The sequence below is a fragment of the Ensifer sp. ENS07 genome, assembly GCF_014852185.1.
GTDB classification, from domain to species: domain Bacteria; phylum Pseudomonadota; class Alphaproteobacteria; order Rhizobiales; family Rhizobiaceae; genus Ensifer; species Ensifer adhaerens.
The window spans coordinates 144,401-161,906 of sequence record NZ_JACVBE010000006.1; the positions used below are offsets into that span (position 1 = coordinate 144,401).

General features: G+C 58.8%; 22 protein-coding genes and 1 pseudogene. 8 read left to right on the forward strand and 15 right to left on the reverse strand.

The genetic code is table 11. From position 1 onward, the window contains the following. Nucleotides 1-1,095, forward strand: a complete 1,095-nt coding sequence (locus tag IB277_RS19980; RefSeq protein ID WP_192371438.1) for a pyridoxal phosphate-dependent aminotransferase family protein — start codon at nt 1-3, stop codon at nt 1,093-1,095. A gap of 338 nt (nt 1,096-1,433) precedes the next feature. Next, nucleotides 1,434-2,234 (forward strand): M55 family metallopeptidase, encoded by an 801-nt coding sequence (locus tag IB277_RS19985; RefSeq protein ID WP_192371439.1) that lies wholly within the window; start codon nt 1,434-1,436, stop codon nt 2,232-2,234. A 310-nt stretch (nt 2,235-2,544) separates the two neighbouring features. Here IB277_RS19985 and IB277_RS19990 read toward each other — a convergent pair whose 3' ends face one another. The 6 genes from IB277_RS19990 to IB277_RS20015 form a co-directional block, all read right to left on the reverse strand. Next, nucleotides 2,545-3,606, reverse strand: coding sequence for an ornithine cyclodeaminase (locus IB277_RS19990; RefSeq protein ID WP_192371440.1), 1,062 nt, complete (start codon nt 3,604-3,606; stop codon nt 2,545-2,547). Nucleotides 3,607-3,666: 60 nt separating this feature from the next. After that, nucleotides 3,667-5,361 carry a M20/M25/M40 family metallo-hydrolase gene (locus tag IB277_RS19995; RefSeq protein ID WP_192371441.1) on the reverse strand — a complete coding sequence of 565 codons (1,695 nt, stop codon included), beginning with the start codon at nt 5,359-5,361 and terminating at the stop codon, nt 3,667-3,669. 17 nt (nt 5,362-5,378) lie between these two features. After that, the gene (locus tag IB277_RS20000; protein WP_305853017.1) at nt 5,379-6,143 is read right to left on the reverse strand and encodes an amino acid ABC transporter ATP-binding protein; all 765 of its coding nucleotides are present in this window, start codon (nt 6,141-6,143) and stop codon (nt 5,379-5,381) included. Beyond that, the gene (locus IB277_RS20005) at nt 6,140-6,796 is read right to left on the reverse strand and encodes an amino acid ABC transporter permease (protein ID WP_192371442.1); all 657 of its coding nucleotides are present in this window, start codon (nt 6,794-6,796) and stop codon (nt 6,140-6,142) included. The genes IB277_RS20000 and IB277_RS20005 overlap by 4 nt, the downstream gene beginning before the upstream one ends. Then, a complete protein-coding gene (locus IB277_RS20010) occupies nt 6,793-7,455 on the reverse strand; it encodes an amino acid ABC transporter permease (RefSeq protein WP_192371443.1) in 663 nt (220 codons plus the stop codon). Before IB277_RS20010 ends, IB277_RS20005 begins: the two co-directional genes overlap by 4 nt. A gap of 188 nt (nt 7,456-7,643) precedes the next feature. Next, a complete protein-coding gene (locus IB277_RS20015; protein WP_192371444.1) occupies nt 7,644-8,417 on the reverse strand; it encodes a transporter substrate-binding domain-containing protein in 774 nt (257 codons plus the stop codon). A gap of 251 nt (nt 8,418-8,668) precedes the next feature. On the opposite strand from IB277_RS20015, the gene IB277_RS20020 reads away from it, so the two are divergent. After that, nucleotides 8,669-9,082, forward strand: a complete 414-nt coding sequence (locus tag IB277_RS20020) for an Lrp/AsnC family transcriptional regulator (RefSeq protein ID WP_192371445.1) — start codon at nt 8,669-8,671, stop codon at nt 9,080-9,082. Nucleotides 9,083-9,278: 196 nt separating this feature from the next. On the opposite strand, the gene IB277_RS20025 is transcribed toward IB277_RS20020, so the two are convergent. The 8 genes from IB277_RS20025 to IB277_RS20060 all read right to left on the reverse strand — a co-directional run bounded on the left by IB277_RS20025 (nt 9,279) and on the right by IB277_RS20060 (nt 13,636). Continuing rightward, complete coding sequence (locus tag IB277_RS20025) at nt 9,279-9,509, reverse strand: hypothetical protein (protein WP_192371446.1); 231 nt, start codon at nt 9,507-9,509, stop codon at nt 9,279-9,281. After that, nucleotides 9,506-9,772 carry a hypothetical protein gene (locus IB277_RS20030; protein WP_192371447.1) on the reverse strand — a complete coding sequence of 89 codons (267 nt, stop codon included), beginning with the start codon at nt 9,770-9,772 and terminating at the stop codon, nt 9,506-9,508. Before IB277_RS20030 ends, IB277_RS20025 begins: the two co-directional genes overlap by 4 nt. Before the next feature lie 502 nt (nt 9,773-10,274). After that, nucleotides 10,275-11,273 (reverse strand): AraC family transcriptional regulator, encoded by a 999-nt coding sequence (locus tag IB277_RS20035; protein ID WP_210339624.1) that lies wholly within the window; start codon nt 11,271-11,273, stop codon nt 10,275-10,277. A gap of 302 nt (nt 11,274-11,575) precedes the next feature. Beyond that, nucleotides 11,576-12,010: a hypothetical protein gene (locus IB277_RS20040; protein ID WP_192371449.1), complete on the reverse strand. Its 435-nt coding sequence runs from the start codon at nt 12,008-12,010 to the stop codon at nt 11,576-11,578. Further along, nucleotides 11,997-12,179, reverse strand: coding sequence for a hypothetical protein (locus tag IB277_RS20045; protein WP_192371450.1), 183 nt, complete (start codon nt 12,177-12,179; stop codon nt 11,997-11,999). The genes IB277_RS20040 and IB277_RS20045 overlap by 14 nt, the downstream gene beginning before the upstream one ends. Next, complete coding sequence (locus IB277_RS20050; RefSeq protein ID WP_192371451.1) at nt 12,176-12,781, reverse strand: thermonuclease family protein; 606 nt, start codon at nt 12,779-12,781, stop codon at nt 12,176-12,178. The genes IB277_RS20045 and IB277_RS20050 overlap by 4 nt, the downstream gene beginning before the upstream one ends. Continuing rightward, on the reverse strand, nt 12,778-13,452 hold the full coding sequence (locus IB277_RS20055) for a 3'-5' exonuclease (RefSeq protein WP_192371452.1): 675 nt from the start codon (nt 13,450-13,452) through the stop codon (nt 12,778-12,780). The genes IB277_RS20050 and IB277_RS20055 overlap by 4 nt, the downstream gene beginning before the upstream one ends. Further along, nucleotides 13,436-13,636, reverse strand: coding sequence for a hypothetical protein (locus IB277_RS20060; protein ID WP_192371453.1), 201 nt, complete (start codon nt 13,634-13,636; stop codon nt 13,436-13,438). Before IB277_RS20060 ends, IB277_RS20055 begins: the two co-directional genes overlap by 17 nt. A gap of 395 nt (nt 13,637-14,031) precedes the next feature. Between IB277_RS20060 and IB277_RS20065 the strand changes: the two are divergent. Further along, nucleotides 14,032-14,274: pseudogene (locus tag IB277_RS20065) on the forward strand (aldehyde dehydrogenase family protein); the annotation flags it as partial. 150 nt (nt 14,275-14,424) lie between these two features. After that, nucleotides 14,425-14,634 carry a dodecin gene (locus tag IB277_RS20070; protein ID WP_192371454.1) on the forward strand — a complete coding sequence of 70 codons (210 nt, stop codon included), beginning with the start codon at nt 14,425-14,427 and terminating at the stop codon, nt 14,632-14,634. A gap of 449 nt (nt 14,635-15,083) precedes the next feature. Here IB277_RS20070 and IB277_RS38690 read toward each other — a convergent pair whose 3' ends face one another. Further along, entirely contained in the window at nt 15,084-15,209 is a 126-nt protein-coding gene (locus IB277_RS38690) for a hypothetical protein (protein ID WP_256436324.1), read from the reverse strand. A 73-nt stretch (nt 15,210-15,282) separates the two neighbouring features. Between IB277_RS38690 and IB277_RS20075 the strand changes: the two genes are divergently transcribed. The 3 genes from IB277_RS20075 to IB277_RS20085 all read left to right on the forward strand — a co-directional run bounded on the left by IB277_RS20075 (nt 15,283) and on the right by IB277_RS20085 (nt 17,475). After that, a complete protein-coding gene (locus tag IB277_RS20075; protein WP_246812757.1) occupies nt 15,283-16,119 on the forward strand; it encodes an alpha/beta fold hydrolase in 837 nt (278 codons plus the stop codon). Nucleotides 16,120-16,210: 91 nt separating this feature from the next. Continuing rightward, a complete protein-coding gene (locus tag IB277_RS20080; RefSeq protein ID WP_192371456.1) occupies nt 16,211-16,672 on the forward strand; it encodes a RidA family protein in 462 nt (153 codons plus the stop codon). A gap of 116 nt (nt 16,673-16,788) precedes the next feature. Next, entirely contained in the window at nt 16,789-17,475 is a 687-nt protein-coding gene (locus IB277_RS20085) for a gamma-glutamylcyclotransferase (RefSeq protein ID WP_192371457.1), read from the forward strand. Nucleotides 17,476-17,506: the final 31 nt, after the last annotated feature.

Genomic DNA, 17,506 nt, shown 5'->3' on the forward strand with positions numbered 1-17,506 from the left:
ATGACCGCTCCAATCAAGATGGAGTCACCTCTTGGCGCCCGCATGTTCATCGGCGGGCGCGAGGTCGACTATTATTGCGGTACGTCGTACTTCTGCCTGCATGGCCACTCCGAAGTGATCGAGGCGGCCTGCGAAGCGACGAGGCGCTACGGCATGGGGCCGGGGACGCTCGCCCATATGCAGGTCTATGCCGATTTGCAGGAGCGGTTGCGCGACTGGTTCGGCACAGACGAGGTCGTCTACATGATTTCCGGCTACACCAGCCCCATGGTGTTGCTGCAGGGGCTGCGCGACGAATTCGATGTCATCCTCATGGATTGCGCAACGCATTACAGCACCCGCGACGCGATCCCGACGCTCGGCAAACGGGTTCATGAATTTCGGCATGCCGATCCGGAGGATCTTGCTGCGCAACTGTCGTTGCATGTGAAGGCGGGCGAGCGGCCGGCAGTGCTGACCGACGGTGTCTTTCCGTCGTCCGGGCGGTTGGCGCCACTTGGGGATTACCGGCAGGCCATGGCCCCCTATGATGGTGCGCTGCTCTGCATCGACGATTCCCACGGTGTCGGCGTCCTTGGTGAGACCGGCCGCGGATCGCTGCAGCACGCGGGGCTCGAAGGCGAGGGCAACTATCTCGCGGGCACGATGAGCAAGGCGTTCGGCGCGCTCGGCGGCATCGTTCCCAGTAGTGCGGATCTGGCCGCCAACATCGCGGGCAATGCCATGATCATGCGTGGTGCCTCGCCGGCGCCACCGGGTCTTGCAGCCGCTGCAGCCGCATCGTTGCGCGTTCTGCAGGCCACACCGGAAAAGCGCGCCAACCTCGTTCGCAACGTCAAGCATATGCGCAGCGGGTTGCGGACCCTCGGGTTCGACGTTGCCGACACGCCGGTACCGATCGTCACCATCAAGGGCGTCACCGACCTCGAACAGCTGCGCGATCGTCTGGCGGAGCGCGACATCATCGTCAGGGTGCAGCAGCCTGGTGGTTATTCCGACGCGTCAGATGTTGCGACCATGCGGCTTGCGGTGTTTTCCGAGCACACGACCGATCAGATCGATCGGCTCCTCCAGTCGATGGGCGAACTTCTCTAGACCTGCGTGTGGAGTTCTCACCGACTTTGAGCGTCGGCGAGAACTCCGCGCTAGCGACCGTGCACGCACGCATGCTCCTCTCAGGCGTTAGGCGATTTTTGCATGGGGTTTTGCCCAAATTGAATTGGCCTGTGGCGGCGAGCTGCACCAATGTTCCGTGAAACGACATGCAAATCGCCGATCACCAGTCAGACGCGCCTCGCCGATAACTTGCCCAAGTGGCCGCGAAAGCCCCGCGGTCGGCGGCGCCGAACGCGCTCTGCTTGGCCTTCGCGATGCCTGCCTGAAACGACCGCATCTATCTCGCTTTTCCCGATTGACCGATAGAGGAACCACCCATGAAAGTCTTCATTTCCGCTGACATCGAAGGCACCGCAGGCATCGCGCAATGGGACGAAGCCGAGCGCACCCATGCCGACTGGACCGAATTTCGCGCCCTGATGACCGCCGAGGTGGTCGCCGCCTGCGAGGGCGCGCGTGCCGCCGGTGCGACCGAAGTCGTGGTGAAAGACGCCCATGACAGCGGTCGTAACCTCATTCTCGATCGCCTGCCGGACTACGTCCGCATCGTTCGCGGCTGGTCCGGCCATCCCGATGCGATGATGTTCGGCCTCGATGCCGGCTTCGCAGCCGCGATCTATACGGGCTACCACTCCAAAGCGGGCAGCGAGGCAAATCCGCTCGCCCATACCTCCACCATGCGCATCTCGCGCCTGATTCTGAACGGAGAGGTCGCCTCGGAATTTACCGTCAACGCGCTCTGTGCCGCCGGTTACGGTGTACCGTCGGTCTTCCTTGCCGGCGATGCCGGTATTTGCTCTGAGGCGCGGGCGATGGTGCCGGGGCTGAAGTCCGTGGAAACACTGGAGGGTAAAGGTCGTTCGACGACGTCGATCTCGCCTGCCTGGTCGCGCCGGCTTATTCGTGAAGGCGTGGCAGAAGCGCTGTCCGGCGATTTCGCTCAGGTGCTGCCGCCCAGGGCCGAGCGCTACGAAGTGGTGATCGAGTTCAACAATCCGACAGATGCCTATCGTGCCGGCTGGTATCCCGGTGCCTATGCGCACGGCCCTCGCGCCGTCGCCTTCAAGCATGCGGATTTTGCGGAGATCCTGCGAGCGCTGGTCTTCCTGAAAGCCTGATCAGGCGGGCTCCTGTGCCTGAGCATCGCGGGATAAAGCTACTTAGCCTTGATGGGTAGGAACGCGCCGAACGGGCGCATTCCTACCGTTGCGAAGCTGGCTCTACCTTGTTGCCGGGTTGTTCACGTTCTGGGCCAAGAGGATTGCATAATGTAACGTCGGGAACGCAGGCGAGACCGTGGCTCCGTGGGATTGCTTTGGCTTTCTACCGGTCTTGAGCAGGGCCGTCTCCGGAGGAACGTCAGACGGTTCCGAGATGCCGAAACCTAACGCATCCCCCTCCTCTGCCCGCACGGGACGCTTGCAACTTTCATGCGGCGTGTAGCTTCGCCTCGCATCGCAGGAGCATACCATAGAGATCCCGTGGTTCATCGGGATCGGCGAGCAAGTCGAGATCAGTGTAAAGCCCCGTTTCCTCCAGTTTGCTGCGTACGTAACGCAGGGCCGAGAAGTCCTCAATTGCAAACCCGACGCTGTCGAACAGCGTGATGGTCCTCTCCGACTGCCGACCTTGGCGCTTGCCTGCGATGACCTCCCAGAGTTCCTTTACGGGGTAATCAGCGTCGAGTTGCTGGATTTCACCCTCAATCCGGGTCTGCAGCGGATATTCGACGAAGATATCCGAGCGCAGCAGGATGTCCTTGTGCAGCTCGGTCTTGCCCGGGCAGTCGCCGCCGACGGCATTGATGTGAACGCCCGGTCCGACCATGTTGTCGGACAGGATCGTCGCGTATTGCTTGTCTGCGGTGACGGTCGTGATGATGTCTGAACCTTCCACGGCCTCCTGTGAGGATGCGCACGCCGTGATCGAGAAGCCTTTGCCTTCGAGGTTCCTTGCGCACCGTTCGGTGGCGGTCGGATCGAGGTCGCAGAGGCGCAAATCCGTCACGCCAAGGATCGCCTTGAAGGCAAGGGCCTGGAATTCGCTTTGCGCGCCATTGCCGATGATGGCCATGGTTTTCGAGTTCGGCCGAGCAAGGTGCTTTGCCGCCACAGCCGACATGGCGGCCGTGCGCAGGGCCGTGAGGATCGTCATTTCCGACAGCAGCATCGGATAACCGTTGCCGACGTCCGACAGCACGCCGAAGGCGGTGACGGTCTGGCGCCCTTCTTTCGTATTCTTGGGATGGCCATTGACGTACTTGAAGCCATAGAGCGTTCCGTCGCTTGTCGGCATCAGCTCGATCACACCCTCTGCGGAATGCGATGCGACACGTGGGGTCTTGTCGAACTGTTCCCAGCGGCGAAAATCTTCCTCTATCACCGCGGCAAGTTCGGTGAGAAACGTCTCGATGCCAATCTTCAGCACGAGGCGCATCATGTGATCGACGCTGACAAATGGGACAATGTTCAGGTTCGAATGAGTGCTCATTGAGCTCGTTTCCTCATGGGATGTTTCGGGTCGCCTAGATCCGACAGGGTGCAGGAGAGTTTAGCTTGCGCCGTGGCTGTCGGCGAGAAACGTTCTGGCGATTTCGGATACGAGGTCCGGCAAGACGCCAAAGGCGTAGGGCTCGTATACGCGTTCGAATTTCTGATGAAACTCGCGCCCCCAGGGGCCGAGATTGACTGCCGGGAACCGTAGCGCGTCTTCAGGCGGCTGGTCGATCAATCGTGAGATGGGTGTGTTGTCCGAAACGACCTGACTTCCGTCGGCCGAAAGACCCAGGAAGCTCATATCCGATATGCCCTGGAAATGGGGCTTCCATACGAGGCTGCGCTCGGGATCGTTGCCGAGGCCGGCGCGGGCTTTCTCGATCGCCTGGTGAAGCGATCGATCGTTTGCTTCAGCGAGGCGCAGGTGGCTCGACGGGTAGTGCAGACCCGAGAAACCGACGACGATCGCTGGACCGGACAAGCGGGCAATGCCGACCAACCATTCGGTCAGCTGACGTGTCAGGAGCAACGGATTGTCGATACCCGAAAGCGCCTTCTTCTGAGCCGTGTAAAGAGAGTTGAAATCCTCTCGGCAATTCTGCGCTGCCAGCGTTCGCAACTCCTGAAAGGTCAGCAGACGCGGTTTTGCGGGTGTCGCCCCGGCGCTTCGGCCGACAAGCTTGCCGAATTCGGAAGATTGGATGGCAAAGCGATCCACTGCCTCGGTCGCGCCGGTCAGCACCTCGCGCTTGAACCGGTCGAACAATTCTTCCGCTGTCATGGCATGGTAGAGCCAATTGAAAGCAATCCAGAAGCGCTCTGGTGTGGTGACTTCGTACCCGTCCCTGAGGTCCTTTGCTTCGAGGCAGATCGGCGGTGGCGAAACGTCGATTTCGTCGCGATCCGCCAGTGAAGCGTTGCCTTCGAGACGTGCCAAGATCCCTGCGGCCATCGCTTGGGCGCTGACACCCTCGAACGGATAACTGGCGTGAGAGCTGCAGCCGATTACCAGCGCAAAGGGAAGAAGCTTGCCGATCGTTCCGGCATAGACCGCTCGACCCTCGCGGCCGTCACCCTGATCGGAGGTCACGTCGAGATTGATGGCCGCCGCGATCTCGACGCCGAAATCCTGCACGAGACCCGGCAGCGCATCTCGAAATGATCGCATGCCGCGGCTTTCGCGTTCTTCGTCCGGCGTGGCGACCATCATCAAATTGCCCTGGCGCGCGGGGTCAGCTGCAAAACTCTCCAGGCAGGCGATGGCAACGGCGATACCGCTCTTCATGTCGAGCAGGCCGCGGCCGGGAAGGAAATCTCCGCTCTGCAGATCCAGCAGTGCTCGCTCTTCCTGCTCGGAGCGGTCGCTGCGTCCCGAAAGGCTTTCGATCAGCGCGTCTTTCAATTGGAGGCTGTCGCAGGCAAGTGGCTTGAGCTCATGATAGTTGTCGGTGGAAACGGTGTCGAAATGACCGGCCATCACGAGTGTTCGGGCACCAGTGCCCCGCACAAGTGCGACGACGTTGCGGGTCAACGGATCGCCGTGGCTGTCGACAAGTCGCAAGTCTTGCGGATGCTCACGGAAATAGGGAAGGTCACTCAAAAGGGCATGCAGCCGATCGGCGAACGACGCTTCGCCCGGTGTACCGCTTTCGCTGGGCCAGGACGTAAGGCGGATTGCCAGATCCTTCACGCGGTTCTGATCGATGCGCGTGCCCGATCTAGCAGCGGTGTCTTCTCGTGCGCTTGTCATCTGCTCTTTTTCCATTCTCAGTTCGACAGGTACTTGCGAAGGAACGCGCGGGTGCGTGCCTCCGTGGGATTGGAGAACACATGCTCCGGGGCCCCTTGCTCGACCACCACGCCACCGTCCATGAACATCACGTGATCGGACACTTCTGCGGCAAACCGCATTTCGTGTGTGACGATCAGCATGGTCATGTGTTCCGCCGCAAGCTGCTTCATCACCTGGTTGACCTCTTCGACGAGCTCGGGATCGAGGGCGGAGGTGGCCTCATCGAACAGCATGACCTTGGGCTGCATCGCCAGCGCCCGGGCGATGGCAACACGTTGCTTCTGTCCCCCCGACAGCCGCGCCGGATAGGCGTTCCCCTTTTCCGCTAGGCCAACTTTGGCCAGAAGCGCATTTGCACGCTCAAGTGCGGCTTCCTTCGTCAGGCCCTTGAGCCGCATCGGTCCGATCATGATGTTCTGGAGCACGGTCAGATGCGGAAACAGATTAAACTGCTGGAACACCATGCCCATCTCCTGACGGATATGGTTGATGTGGGTTTCGAATGCGCGGCCCTTGAGGGGACGGTTGACCTGTTGGCCATCGAGCCAGATCTCGCCGGAGGATGTCTCCTCGAGCATGTTGATGGATCGCAGCAGCGTACTCTTTCCCGATCCGCTCGGCCCGATGATGGAGATGATTTTGCCACGGGCCACGTGCAGGTCGATACCCTTGAGGACCTCATGGGAGCCGTAGGATTTGCGGATCTGCCGCAACTCGATCATGGGAGTGTGTTCTGTCATCGGATGGCCTCCGCTTTGCGGGCGGCCTTGCTCAGTACCAACTCCATCGCCAGGTTGACGATGTAGTAGAGAACAGCCGCGGTGAAATAGAATTCGAAGGGGCGATAGGTCTCGCTGATGGCGCGTTGGGCGTTCAAAACAAGCTCGGCGATGCCGAGCACGGAAAGAACGGCGGTATCCTTTAAAAGGATGATGCTGTTGTTGCCGACTTGGGGCAGGGCGGTCAGGATCGCTTGCGGTACGATAAAGTGACGCAAGGTCGAGCCCCGGCTGAACCCAAGCGATCGCGCCGCTTCTGTTTGTCCGGGATCGACCGTCTGCAGCGACGCGCGGAAAATATCCGCATTGTAGGCGGCGTAGTGCAGGCCCAGTCCGATCAGGCCGGTCCAGAAGGCTGGCAACATCAGGCCCACCTGCGACAGACCATAATAGAGCAAGTAGAGCTGCAGCAGCAGCGGCGTGCCCATGAAGAGAAACATGATGCTGCGAATGGGCAGGCTTACAAGCTTGGGACCGTAGAGCGTTGCGATTGCAATGACCACGCCGAGAACGACGCTCATGGTGCCGGCGAGAACGGTGATGATGATCGTCCAGGCCAGGCCGACCAGCAGGAGGCTCCAGTAGGGCGGTACGACGCTAAAATCGAATGTCATGCGACGGCCCTCCCGTTTGCGTCGAAGGCACGTTCGACTCCGCGGGCAACGAGCGAAACGACCGCGATAATGGCGAGGTAGGCCACTCCGGCAACGGTAAAGACCTCGAACGGCTTGTAGGTGGAGGTCACGAAACGCTGCGCCGAATAGGTCAGTTCGACGACGCCGATCGTGGATACCAGTGCGGTACTTTTCGACAGAATGACCGTATTGATGCCCAGCGAACGGACCATCAGTGGCGCAGACTGAGGCAAGATGAACAGCCGCAACGTGTCGAAACGGCCGAACCCGATCGATCGCGCTGCCTCGGCCTGTCCTTTGTCGACGGCCAGGATGGCTCCCTTGATCCCTTCGGACATGTAGGCGCCGATATTAAAGCCCATCGTCACGACACCGGCGACGAACGGTGTCAATTCCAGCCCGAATTGCGGCCCACCGAAATAGACGATGAACAGCTGCACGATTAAGGGCGTACCCCGCATGACGCTGACGTAAAATGTCGCGAGCCAGCGGATCGGTTCGATCTTCGAGAAACGCCCCATCGCAACGATGGCTGCGACCAGGAGCCCGATCGCCAGCGAACAGACCGTCAGGCCGATCGCCACCAGCGATGCTTCTGCGATGAAGGGCACTATTCGCCCAATCAGTTGAAAATCCATTCCGGGTCCTCCGGACCTTGCTCGCGGGCAATGCCCCGCCATCGTTCAGGTCGCATGGAACATGCGCCTCAACGCGGCAGGTCGCTGAGCTGCGAAATTCGAGGGCAACGGCATGGTGAGGCCTCCGCCGAACACACCCCTGCCGCCGGGGAAGACCAGGATGTCGTTTGACATCCCGGCCGATCGATTTAGCGGATGTCCTGGCCGATCCACTTCTTGGCGATCGTTTCATAGGTGCCGTCGGCCATCATGTCGTCGAGAGCCTTCTGCATTGCCGCAGCGAGTTCCGGATTGCTCTTGCGAATGGCGATGCCGGCGTCGTAGCGCGGCAGCGTGTCGTTCTTGACCTGCACGACCGGAGCGTTGCTCTTGGCAATCGCCACGAACACCGGAACGTCGTCGGCCACGATCGCGTCCACGCGGCCCGCAGCAACATCCAGAAGCATTTCGGGCAGCCCCTTGTAGGTGCGAACGTCGTAGGCGTTCTGCTCCCGCACCCATTTTTCAGCGGTCTCCCCGAGCGTCACGCCAACCGTCTTGCCATTCAGTTCTTCGACGCTCGCCACACCGGCGCCTTTGCGCACGAAGAAGGCCAAGCCCGATCGGTAGTATGGTCCGACGAAGTCGACGGCCTTCTTTCGCTCGTCGGTGACGCTCATCGAACCGATGATCGTATCGTAGCGGCCGGTGACCAGGCCGGCGATGATGCCATCCCATGCGGTCGTGACGATGTTCGGCTCGACCTTCAGGCGACGGGCGATTTCCGAGGCAACGTCCACGTCGAAACCAACCACCTTGTTGTTTTCATCCACGAAACTGAACGGGGGGAAGACGCCCGACAGCGCGACGGAGAGCTTGCCTGCCTTTTCGATCTCTTGCAGATCGTCGGCCTGCACGGACGAGAGGGGAAGCAGGAACGCGGCCGCAATAAGGGCTGCGGAAAGAGCCTTGTTCAGTTTCATCTATTCATCTCCCGATGCGATCCGTCAGGTCGGATCGACGCCTAGTCTATGAGGCGATTTCCAATTTCCCTGGATTGATCGACTGACAGTCAGGTCGGGTGATTGAGTGATCCCGCTATTGTTCCGGCCGGCTGTGTATCGATGGGAGAAAGTCGTAGTCCGATCGCGATGAACAAAAAAGAACACAAAGTGCTTGAATTTTCTCGTGCGTAACGAAATAGTAATTGAATTGACGATTTAGGAAGAAGCGGATGGATGATCTCGATAGGCGTTTGCTGGCGGAACTGCGGATTAATGGTAGGGCATCCGTTCCACAGCTCGCGCAGATCCTTGGGGTGGCTCGAGCAACGGCGCAAAAAAGGCTGGATCGGCTTGTCGCAGACGGAAACATCAAAGGCTTCACGGTTCGCGTGAAAGACGACATCAGCAAGGACCTGATCAGGGCGTTTATTCTGATCGAGATGACCGGGTCTCCGAGACATGCGGTCTCTGCCGTCAAACGCTTACCCGGCGTCGCCTCTCTTTCCAACACTAACGGCGTTTGGGACATGATCGCGGAAATCGAAGTCTCGACCATGTCGGAATTGAATGACCTCATCTCCACTGTGCGAGCCACCGACGGTGTAGCGAAGAGCGAGACTTTTATTATGTTGGGACCCGCCTGATCTTCGTCTCTCGCCGTGCAGTAAATCACTGGGAAGGCGGTTGGCGCCATGCGCCAATAACGTAGTTCAGCCCGTCCGCGCCACGTGCACGCCCGAAGCCGCCCGGTCGCGCGAGCGCTTGTCGAAAGGAAAAATGGTCCGCGGTTCCGTTCAGGCGTTCACTAGATTGTTCAAGAAAGCGACTAAGCTGCGCTGCTCATCGACCAAGAATGCGCTCCACGACTCTGCGAACGGTTTGACGTCCATGCGGACGCGTCAGAGGCGCCACTGACGGACCGGCGATCAAACGCCATTCGTTCTGGCTGTAACCAAAGGCGAAGGTGAACGCGAATAGACTGCCAAAAACAAACATAAGTTGCCCTAGACCGATCAGCCATTCGCGAACGATCGGGCCGAAAGCTTGGCAGAACACACGAACCGTCTTCATTTGACACCTAGCGCCTCTTTCAAATCCCACTTGCAAGCGACGGCGGCTTCAGGTGACGTTTCCTTGCGATGATCCATGTATCGAGCGTTGCAAGTCGCGTCGATTTCAGCGAGCGTGTCAGCTTTCCGCAGGATTTCTTCAATCACGGCGCGCTGACGTGTTGCTTCGCGATCCTGCAATGTCTTCAGCATCCTGTCGGCGGTATCATCGGCAAGCGCCTGACCGGCAAGCAGGGAAACAAGGGCGGTAATTGCAAAGTTCATGTGTGTCACTCCATTTTGATTTCCGGCGCCACTAAAACAGCAGTGCCACGCTTAGCGTCGCCGCGGTTGCACGGCATCCTGTCAACGCACGACCGTCCGCGCTCGACGCCACTTTTGCGCGTATGCGCGCCAAGGCCGGTCAAGCGTCCGTCCTGATGTGTCACGTTAGTTTATTGTCGCGCCGATGATGGCAATGACGAAAAATGCGGTAATGCCCAAGGCGATCTTTGCGCGGCGACGCTCGAAAAAGCCGGGCATTCGCGCCCAGTTAGCTCGACGGAAATGTAAATATCTAGGTCATGAATATTGCTTCACGCGATCAGTTGCCTTCCTCGATCACGGCCGCCTTCAGGTCGCCCTGATAGGAGCCTAGATCGCGAAAAGCGCGCGTCATTGCAAGGTGGCAAGTATTAGTTCTGCGTCTTTGGCAGAGGGCCCCAAAACACTGGCAGCGCGAAACAAGGCTAGATCGTTAGCCACTGTCTGCGAAAGTAAACTCTCGTCAGTTTTCTAGGCGGAGAGAAGCGGTCGCCCCCCGGAATTCCAATGGGCTTAGGCCCGTCCAACGCCGGCATGCATGGCTAAATGAACTGGGCTGATGGAACCCCAACAGCCAGGCGATCTGGGACGCTTGCAGGTTTTCCTCTTCGAGGTAGCGAACCGCCAGATCGCGTCGCAGCTCGTCAAGGATTTCGCCGAATCGCAAGTCTTCCTCCGCCAATCGGCGCGCGAAGGTCCGCTCGCTCAAACCGAGACGCCGAGCGACCGTCTTGGCTCGCGCCTCCGCATGCGGAAGAAGCGGGGCGATGGTGTTCTCGACAAGCGTGCGGAGGGGACTTGTGTTCGAAGTTCGCAGCGAGATTGCGTCCTCGCACATCTTCACCATCAGCTCGTTGAGGAACGGGTCCACCTTAACGAGTGGAAGCTCTAGGATCCTCCTGTCAAAGTGCATCTCGTCGGCAAGGGCACCGAACTCGATGTCGCAACCGAACAGTCGCCGTATCGCTCGCAAGTCGCCCGAACGGTGGTGAACGAAACTTACTCGAAGCGGAACAAGCTTTTGCCCGACAACCTGACGGCAAAGGCGCAACAGTACAACCGCCAGGCACTCCATCTGGTGTCGATCCAAATGACGGGGAACGCCGGTATAGGTCAGTCCGATACGGCAAGTCGGTTCTCTGTCAATCTGAATTGCGAGTGCCTCGTTCGCAATGCGAGAATATCGCTCCAGCCGCCGGAATGCGTCGTCCAGGCAACGTGACGAGGCGGCCACGTAGTATAGCATCCCGATTTCGCGAAGGTCGAAGTCCTGCGCCAGCGTGAGACCAATCCAGTTGTCCTTGGTGGCGCGCGAAACCCGTCCCAAAAACTCGATCTGCGAAATGACGCTGATCCGGTTATGGTTTGAGAGATCGGCCGCCGACAAGCGAGATTGCGACAGCAATGGTGCGGGATTTATTCCCAAGTGTTCGAGACGCGCCACGGCGAAGCGTACAGCCAAGCCGACCCCGGTCGGAACGGTCGCTAGCCTTCGAACGATAGGATCGTCGTGATGAGTAACCACCGCCTGCCTACCACCGCCAATTTTACAGCCAAACTATGATCTGCTTGGCAGCTTGGCGCAAGTGAGCAGTGATGCCCGCTGAGCCCGCGCGTATCGTCGTCCCGCAGAAGTTTGCGAGAGACCTCAGCATGCCGATCGCACTTTGACAAAGGTTTCAGCCATCAGAGATCGAGCGCCAAGATAGTTCTCTTCGCGACCCCAGTTCGGATTTCCATGTCCCTTGATCCGTGCCATTTGGTCTATTCGCGCTCGTGAAGCTTTTTCCAACCTTCCATTTCGGTGGAGAAGCAATTTGCCTGTGCCGCGAAACTGTCTGGATGTCTCTCGATGCAATAGCCACGTATACGATCTTCGGTTTGAAATCTTCCAGTCTTGTCGCCCATTTCAACGCACCATTCCCCTCTCCGCTTTTCGTCAGCGAGAAAGGGCCTCAAAGTATCTTTGAGATATGTGGCAACGTCGTTCTCAAATCGATTGCCGCTACTTGCTTTCCAGCGTTCGGTGACCTTACGGTCGCCGTCACTCAAATAGTCCTGAAACATTTCAAGGTTCTTGCAGACGAGTAATGCCTCTCGGAGATGCGCGACAGCGCGCACCCCTTTATCATAGTCAGCTGCGACCACTTGCGAGGGCGCCGCAATTGCAATGAGCAAACAGACACTAGCGGCTTTCATGTCGCGTTCGCTTCAGTTCTTCGCCGCGCAGTCCACAGTTGATTAAGCCTGAATGGGCCTCAGTGACCGGCGTTTCCAGGTCTTTGATCATTCTCTCCAAACCGGGCACGATATCCGCTTCACTATCCTTATTGCGCCACAGCGCCGGCAACTGGATGGTGTTTGTCATCTCCCTCTCCTTCGTTCACAAGCAACGCCGTCACCGTCACGGTCGAGCCTCGTCGAATAGCCGGGATTGCCCGCGTACAGCGGGGCAGCCCCGGCAGCGCGTGCTTCTGAGCAATTGCGATACGGTGCGCTGGTTATCATCAGCGGCGCAGCCAGGCCTTTCGGCCTGGCACCTTCCGTCTTCGGCTTGTCGAAACTGCCATTGAGTTGTGCGCCAGGTCCGCACCATGCGCGCAACCGTTCGAGTTTAGCATCAGCGCCGGGTCGGTAAGCCAGCGCATGGCCTTCTGCGAGCAACGTCGATCCGACGTTGATCCCACCAGCGAAGACGTGCGCGAGCGTACGATTGTAACGGTCGGTGCCAGCCGGCTCATAGGTTATGTTCCCGGCGTCGAGCAATTGTCGCAGCCGCTGTTTCGCCGCGTAGCCGAGCATGCGTTCGAGTTCGCAGCGCGGCTTGTAGGTCTCCGGGGCGTCGATTTCGACAATCCTGATGGTCCTGCCATTGATCCTGACAGTGTCGCCATCGATGAGGTTGACCGTGGCGGCTGAAACGGATGTGGCGGCAACGGCAGCGATTACTGCCGCGAAGAGCAGTCTCATCTGTCTTGTTCCTTGAGCAGACCGTCGTACACCACGGCCAGCACCATACAATCCGCGAGTGCCCGATGCAGCTGTACCTTGGTCGTGTCCAGATCAAAGTATCCAGCAAGATGCTCCAATTTATGCGAGGCCTGCTCTGGCAGCACTTCGCGGGCTAGTTCCAGCGAGCAGGCGAACCGCGACTTCGGAAGCGGTGGGCGGGCGAGCCGATCGAATTCCTGCCGCAGGAACCGGAATTCGAAATCCGCCGAATGAGCGATGATCTCATCGTCGCCGATGAATTCGAGCAGCGCATCCACGATGTCGCGGAACGTCGGCTGGCCTTGCAGCATCTCCGGCGTGATCTGGTGCTTGCGCTGCGCGAACCGATTGCTTTCCTTGCCTTCCGGATTGACCAGGGTGTGGAACGCCCTTTCGATCCGGCCATCCTCGAACAGTTCAAGCGCAGCAACCTCAATGATCCGGTCATCCTTCGCAACCCCGGTCGTTTCAAGGTCGAGGATGATCTTGCGCCCCGGTGGCTCGGCCGGAGGCGGAGCCATGGATGGCGGTCGCACTGGCTCGATTTGTGGCGGAATGCGGGTTTCGGTCGGGGTTGACACGAACTGAACGGCCTCGACGGCAGGTAAATCCGGCGCCAATCCAAGGAATTTCTTAATCAGTCTCAGCACGGTTGTTTCCTTGTGCAACAAACGTTAACGCCATCTCCTCATCATCGAAGTCATGGCGGACGAGATCGGCATCGATGACGAAAACAGTTCCGCGGGTCTCGTCGAATTCCACACTCAAGGATTGTTGGACGCAAGCTTCTTCGCTTGCGATCGAGGGGGTGATCGCATGGACCAGGCTCTTCATTCTTGGGCTTTCTCTCAGCGACGGAGGTGTTTAGTCATTGACAGCGCGAACAGCGGGAAATTGCGTGTTCTCTTCCTTCCAGTCCCTCTCGACACGGTTCGCAAACTGCCAGACCGGGCCAACTTCAATTCTTGTTTTCAACTGGGTTTTTGGCGGCCCCGAGGTCGCCTGATGAGTGCATAAATCACGAAGGAAGCCTCCGTTTGCAAGGCTGCAATGATCAGTTCGGAGACTTTGGCAGTCAAAGGCAAAACTTTGGCAGCGTAGAACAAGCTGGGCTGCAGGTTGCCGAAGCTTACTTTCTTGGTTTCACGAACCGAAAGTTTGAAGGGCTCTTACCTGTCCAGCGGCGGCATGCGTGGCTGAAAGAACTTGGCTTGGCAGTGCGTTACTTGGAGGAAACGTTCGGACCGGTCGCGCCGCTCTTCAAGTTCGAAACGGAAGAGGAAGTCGTAGCGCTTGCCAACGACACGGAGTTCGGACTGGCCTCGTACTTCTACGCCAAGGATCTCGCCAAAGTGTTTCGGGTGGCGGAAGTGCTGGAATACGGCATTGTTGGCGTCAACACGGGTTCGATTTCTACTGAACTGGCGCCATTCGGCGGGATCAAGCAATCCGGGCAAGGTAGAGAAGGCTGAAAGTACGGCATCGAGGATTACCTTGAACTCAAATATCTCTGTCTCGATGTCGGATGATGGCACCAGGATTTCCGCCGCACTGCAATAGTACGGGCGAGGATTGCGGGTTGGCTGTAGGATGCCCTTTCTCAAGCCAAACGGGAGGTTGTCATGAGTGATCACGTCTACAAGAAGGTGGAGCTTGTCGGCAGTTCGAAGACGTCGGTTACAGACGCGATCGAAGGGGCGATTTCACGCGCTTCGAAGACGATGAGAAATCTCGAATGGTTCGAAGTCGACCAGATCAGGGGGCACATCAAGGATGGCGTGGTGGCGCACTATCAGGTGGTCATTAAGGTCGGTTTCCGTATCGACGACTGATCGAGCAGCGGGCGGTCTATCGGACCGACAGTGTCATCCTTCGTGTCGCAATCGATCCAGGGGCAAGCGACGCCTCTAACTCCAGCGGACAAGGGGGAATTGGAACAACAGGTCGTTGGTTCGAACCCCTTCAAAGCGAAGCATAAGGTCGACCTTTACGGCTCTCGCATTCCCCAACAGCTTTTTGATGGAATTTTTTACGCTGCTGGGCGCCCTTTGACGGGCCATTCTCTCGCTCGACCAGGTGAATTCTGCTCGTGGGATGGGCGAAGGCGAAAGCGTTTGCTTCGGCTTGAGCATTCAGGAACTGGGCTGATCGGACCGTAGCGTGACGAAATGTTGAGGAGCTATCGGGACCGTCGACCACCGCCACCATTTCATATTCCGCAATAAAATCGAAACTATTGGCGCAATTGTGAGCGCCCCACGCTTGCGGCAGTATCAGGCCGTCAGACGAATTCAGTGTCGCCTGATGCCTCAACGAAGAAGCCGCAGGCAACCGAAATGACCCAGACCTTTTCTTCCATGACGCGCAGGAGCGCACTCCTTTCCGCCGGTGCCGCCGTCGCTGCCATGGCGATTTCGCCGTCTCTCAATCTAGCAGCCGAGGCTGTTTCAGCATCCAGCTCAACCGAAGGAACCAAGACAATGGCATTTGTAACCACCAAGGACGGCGTCGAAATATTCTACAAGGACTGGGGTCCGAAGGACGCTCAGCCGATCGTCTTCCACCACGGTTGGCCGCTGTCGTCGGACGATTGGGATGCCCAGATGCTGTTTTTCCTGTCGAAGGGGTATCGCGTCGTCGCCCATGACCGCCGTGGTCACGGACGTTCCGCTCAGGTTTCCGACGGCCATGATATGGATCACTACGCTGCGGATGCCTTCGCCGTCGTCGAAGCGCTCGATCTTAAGAATGCCGTCCACATCGGTCACTCCACCGGCGGCGGTGAGGTCGCTCGCTACGTCGCCAAGCACGGCCAGCCAGCCGGCCGCGTCGCGAAGGCGGTTCTCGTCTCCGCAGTTCCGCCACTGATGCTGAAGACCGAAGCCAACCCGGAAGGCCTGCCGATCGAAGTGTTCGACGGTTTCCGTTCGGCGCTTGCCTCCAATCGCGCGCAGTTCTTCCGCGAGGTTCCGGCCGGCCCGTTCTACGGCTTCAACCGCGATGGTGCCACAGTCCAGGAAGGCGTAATCCAGAATTGGTGGCGCCAGGGCATGATGGGTGGCGCGAAGGCCCATTACGACGGCATCAAGGCCTTCTCCGAAACTGACCAGACGGAAGACCTGAAGGCCATCGCCGTGCCGACGCTGGTGCTGCACGGCGAGGACGACCAGATCGTGCCGATCGCAGACTCTGCACTGAAGTCTTCCAAGCTCCTGAAGAATGGCACGCTCAAGACCTATCCCGGCTTCTCGCACGGCATGCTGACCGTCAACGCCGATGTCCTCAATGCCGATCTCCTTGCCTTCGTGAAGGCCTGATCGGTCCGGCGGCGGGTGCGGCCTCCCACGCATCCGTCGCCTCCATGAACCACAAGCGCCTACTGTGCGACCATCATTCAAGGAATCTATCATGACGAAGAGCAACCACCCGTCCAAGAAAGTAGAGAACCATGGCGTCGCCTGGGAGCGCGCCTTCGGATACGTTCAGGCCGTGCAGGTCAAGGACACGATCTATGTGTCGGGCCAGTTGAGCCACGATGAGAAAGGCAATCTCGTCGCTCCAGCGGAACTCGATGAGAATAATCGGCCTGCGGACTTCTCGCAGATGGAGAGCCAGGTCCGCCAGACCTACGTCAACGCAAAGACGCTGCTCGCCAGATATGATGCGACCCTCGATGATGTCGTTGAAGAAACACTCTACGTGCTGGACGTTCCTAGCGCGTTTGCGGCCGCATCCAAGGTCCGCAAGGAAATGTATGGTACGGATGTGCCTCAGTGCACCAGCAACCTGATCGGGGTGTCCGCGCTGGCTTTCCCCGAGCAGATCGTCGAAATCACGTTCCGGGCAATCATCAACCGACCCGCTAATTGATCGGGCGGCCGCTACTCCATTAGCTGCCTGAGGCGATGGGCCTCCGGCGGCAAACTCGTTGAACGGTTCACACGATGTCAAAGACACCGTCCGCCAAGGCGCCCGCACCTGCTACCATGGAACTTACCCCGGACCTCGTCGCCACGACCATCAGAATTGTCGAAGACGAGGGACCGGAACCCAATTGGAATCCGATCTCGTCCGAGCAGCTCGACGACCTCGTCAGCAGGGTTGAGGAAGAGGCTGGTGACGAGGAGATATGGGTGTTCGCGTACGGATCCTTGATGTGGAACCCGGGTTTCGAGGTGGCCGCCAGCGAAGAGGCGGTCGCTTACGGCTGGCACCGTGCATTCTCGTTGAGGATTGAGCGGCTCAGGGCCACCTCCGACGCGCCCGGTCTCATGCTCGCGCTTCGGCCGGGAGGAAGCTGTTCGGGTCTCATCCTCAAGCTTCCGTGCACTACCAAGAGGGAAGATTTGCGTACTCTTCTGGCACGAGAGATTCGGTACGCCGAAGTGTGCGACATGGTGCGTTGGATTGCGGTCAGGACACTGACCGGTGTGCGACGGGCGCTCACGTTCTGGGCGAGCGGCAGGCAATCTCCACTCACGCAGAAGATCCCCCTCGAAGAGGCGGCAGGGTTGATCGCCCAGGCATGTGGACCTGCCGGATCTTGCGCGGAGTACCTGCATCGGACAGTTTCAGATCTGGCGGATCGCAAAATCTACGATCGAAACCTGTGGCAGCTCCAACAAATAGTCGCAGCTAGGCTTCGAGCACTTAAACAGCATGATCGAATCTGAAACGGGTGTGCCAGATCATGGTGAAGGACAT

What these genes read in the sequence shown, in the direction of transcription:
- IB277_RS19980 (WP_192371438.1), top strand. Translation starts at nt 1, where the DNA reads ATGACCGCTCCAATCAAGATGGAGTCACCTCTTGGCGCCCGCATGTTC.
- IB277_RS19985 (WP_192371439.1), top strand. Translation starts at nt 1,434, where the DNA reads ATGAAAGTCTTCATTTCCGCTGACATCGAAGGCACCGCAGGCATCGCG.
- IB277_RS19990 (WP_192371440.1), bottom strand. Translation starts at nt 3,606, where the DNA reads ATGAGCACTCATTCGAACCTGAACATTGTCCCATTTGTCAGCGTCGAT.
- IB277_RS19995 (WP_192371441.1), bottom strand. Translation starts at nt 5,361, where the DNA reads ATGACAAGCGCACGAGAAGACACCGCTGCTAGATCGGGCACGCGCATC.
- IB277_RS20000 (WP_305853017.1), bottom strand. Translation starts at nt 6,143, where the DNA reads ATGACAGAACACACTCCCATGATCGAGTTGCGGCAGATCCGCAAATCC.
- IB277_RS20005 (WP_192371442.1), bottom strand. Translation starts at nt 6,796, where the DNA reads ATGACATTCGATTTTAGCGTCGTACCGCCCTACTGGAGCCTCCTGCTG.
- IB277_RS20010 (WP_192371443.1), bottom strand. Translation starts at nt 7,455, where the DNA reads ATGGATTTTCAACTGATTGGGCGAATAGTGCCCTTCATCGCAGAAGCA.
- IB277_RS20015 (WP_192371444.1), bottom strand. Translation starts at nt 8,417, where the DNA reads ATGAAACTGAACAAGGCTCTTTCCGCAGCCCTTATTGCGGCCGCGTTC.
- IB277_RS20020 (WP_192371445.1), top strand. Translation starts at nt 8,669, where the DNA reads ATGGATGATCTCGATAGGCGTTTGCTGGCGGAACTGCGGATTAATGGT.
- IB277_RS20025 (WP_192371446.1), bottom strand. Translation starts at nt 9,509, where the DNA reads ATGAAGACGGTTCGTGTGTTCTGCCAAGCTTTCGGCCCGATCGTTCGC.
- IB277_RS20030 (WP_192371447.1), bottom strand. Translation starts at nt 9,772, where the DNA reads ATGAACTTTGCAATTACCGCCCTTGTTTCCCTGCTTGCCGGTCAGGCG.
- IB277_RS20040 (WP_192371449.1), bottom strand. Translation starts at nt 12,010, where the DNA reads ATGAAAGCCGCTAGTGTCTGTTTGCTCATTGCAATTGCGGCGCCCTCG.
- IB277_RS20045 (WP_192371450.1), bottom strand. Translation starts at nt 12,179, where the DNA reads ATGACAAACACCATCCAGTTGCCGGCGCTGTGGCGCAATAAGGATAGT.
- IB277_RS20050 (WP_192371451.1), bottom strand. Translation starts at nt 12,781, where the DNA reads ATGAGACTGCTCTTCGCGGCAGTAATCGCTGCCGTTGCCGCCACATCC.
- IB277_RS20060 (WP_192371453.1), bottom strand. Translation starts at nt 13,636, where the DNA reads ATGAAGAGCCTGGTCCATGCGATCACCCCCTCGATCGCAAGCGAAGAA.
- IB277_RS20070 (WP_192371454.1), top strand. Translation starts at nt 14,425, where the DNA reads ATGAGTGATCACGTCTACAAGAAGGTGGAGCTTGTCGGCAGTTCGAAG.
- IB277_RS38690 (WP_256436324.1), bottom strand. Translation starts at nt 15,209, where the DNA reads ATGGCAGCGACGGCGGCACCGGCGGAAAGGAGTGCGCTCCTGCGCGTC.
- IB277_RS20075 (WP_246812757.1), top strand. Translation starts at nt 15,283, where the DNA reads ATGGCATTTGTAACCACCAAGGACGGCGTCGAAATATTCTACAAGGAC.
- IB277_RS20080 (WP_192371456.1), top strand. Translation starts at nt 16,211, where the DNA reads ATGACGAAGAGCAACCACCCGTCCAAGAAAGTAGAGAACCATGGCGTC.
- IB277_RS20085 (WP_192371457.1), top strand. Translation starts at nt 16,789, where the DNA reads ATGGAACTTACCCCGGACCTCGTCGCCACGACCATCAGAATTGTCGAA.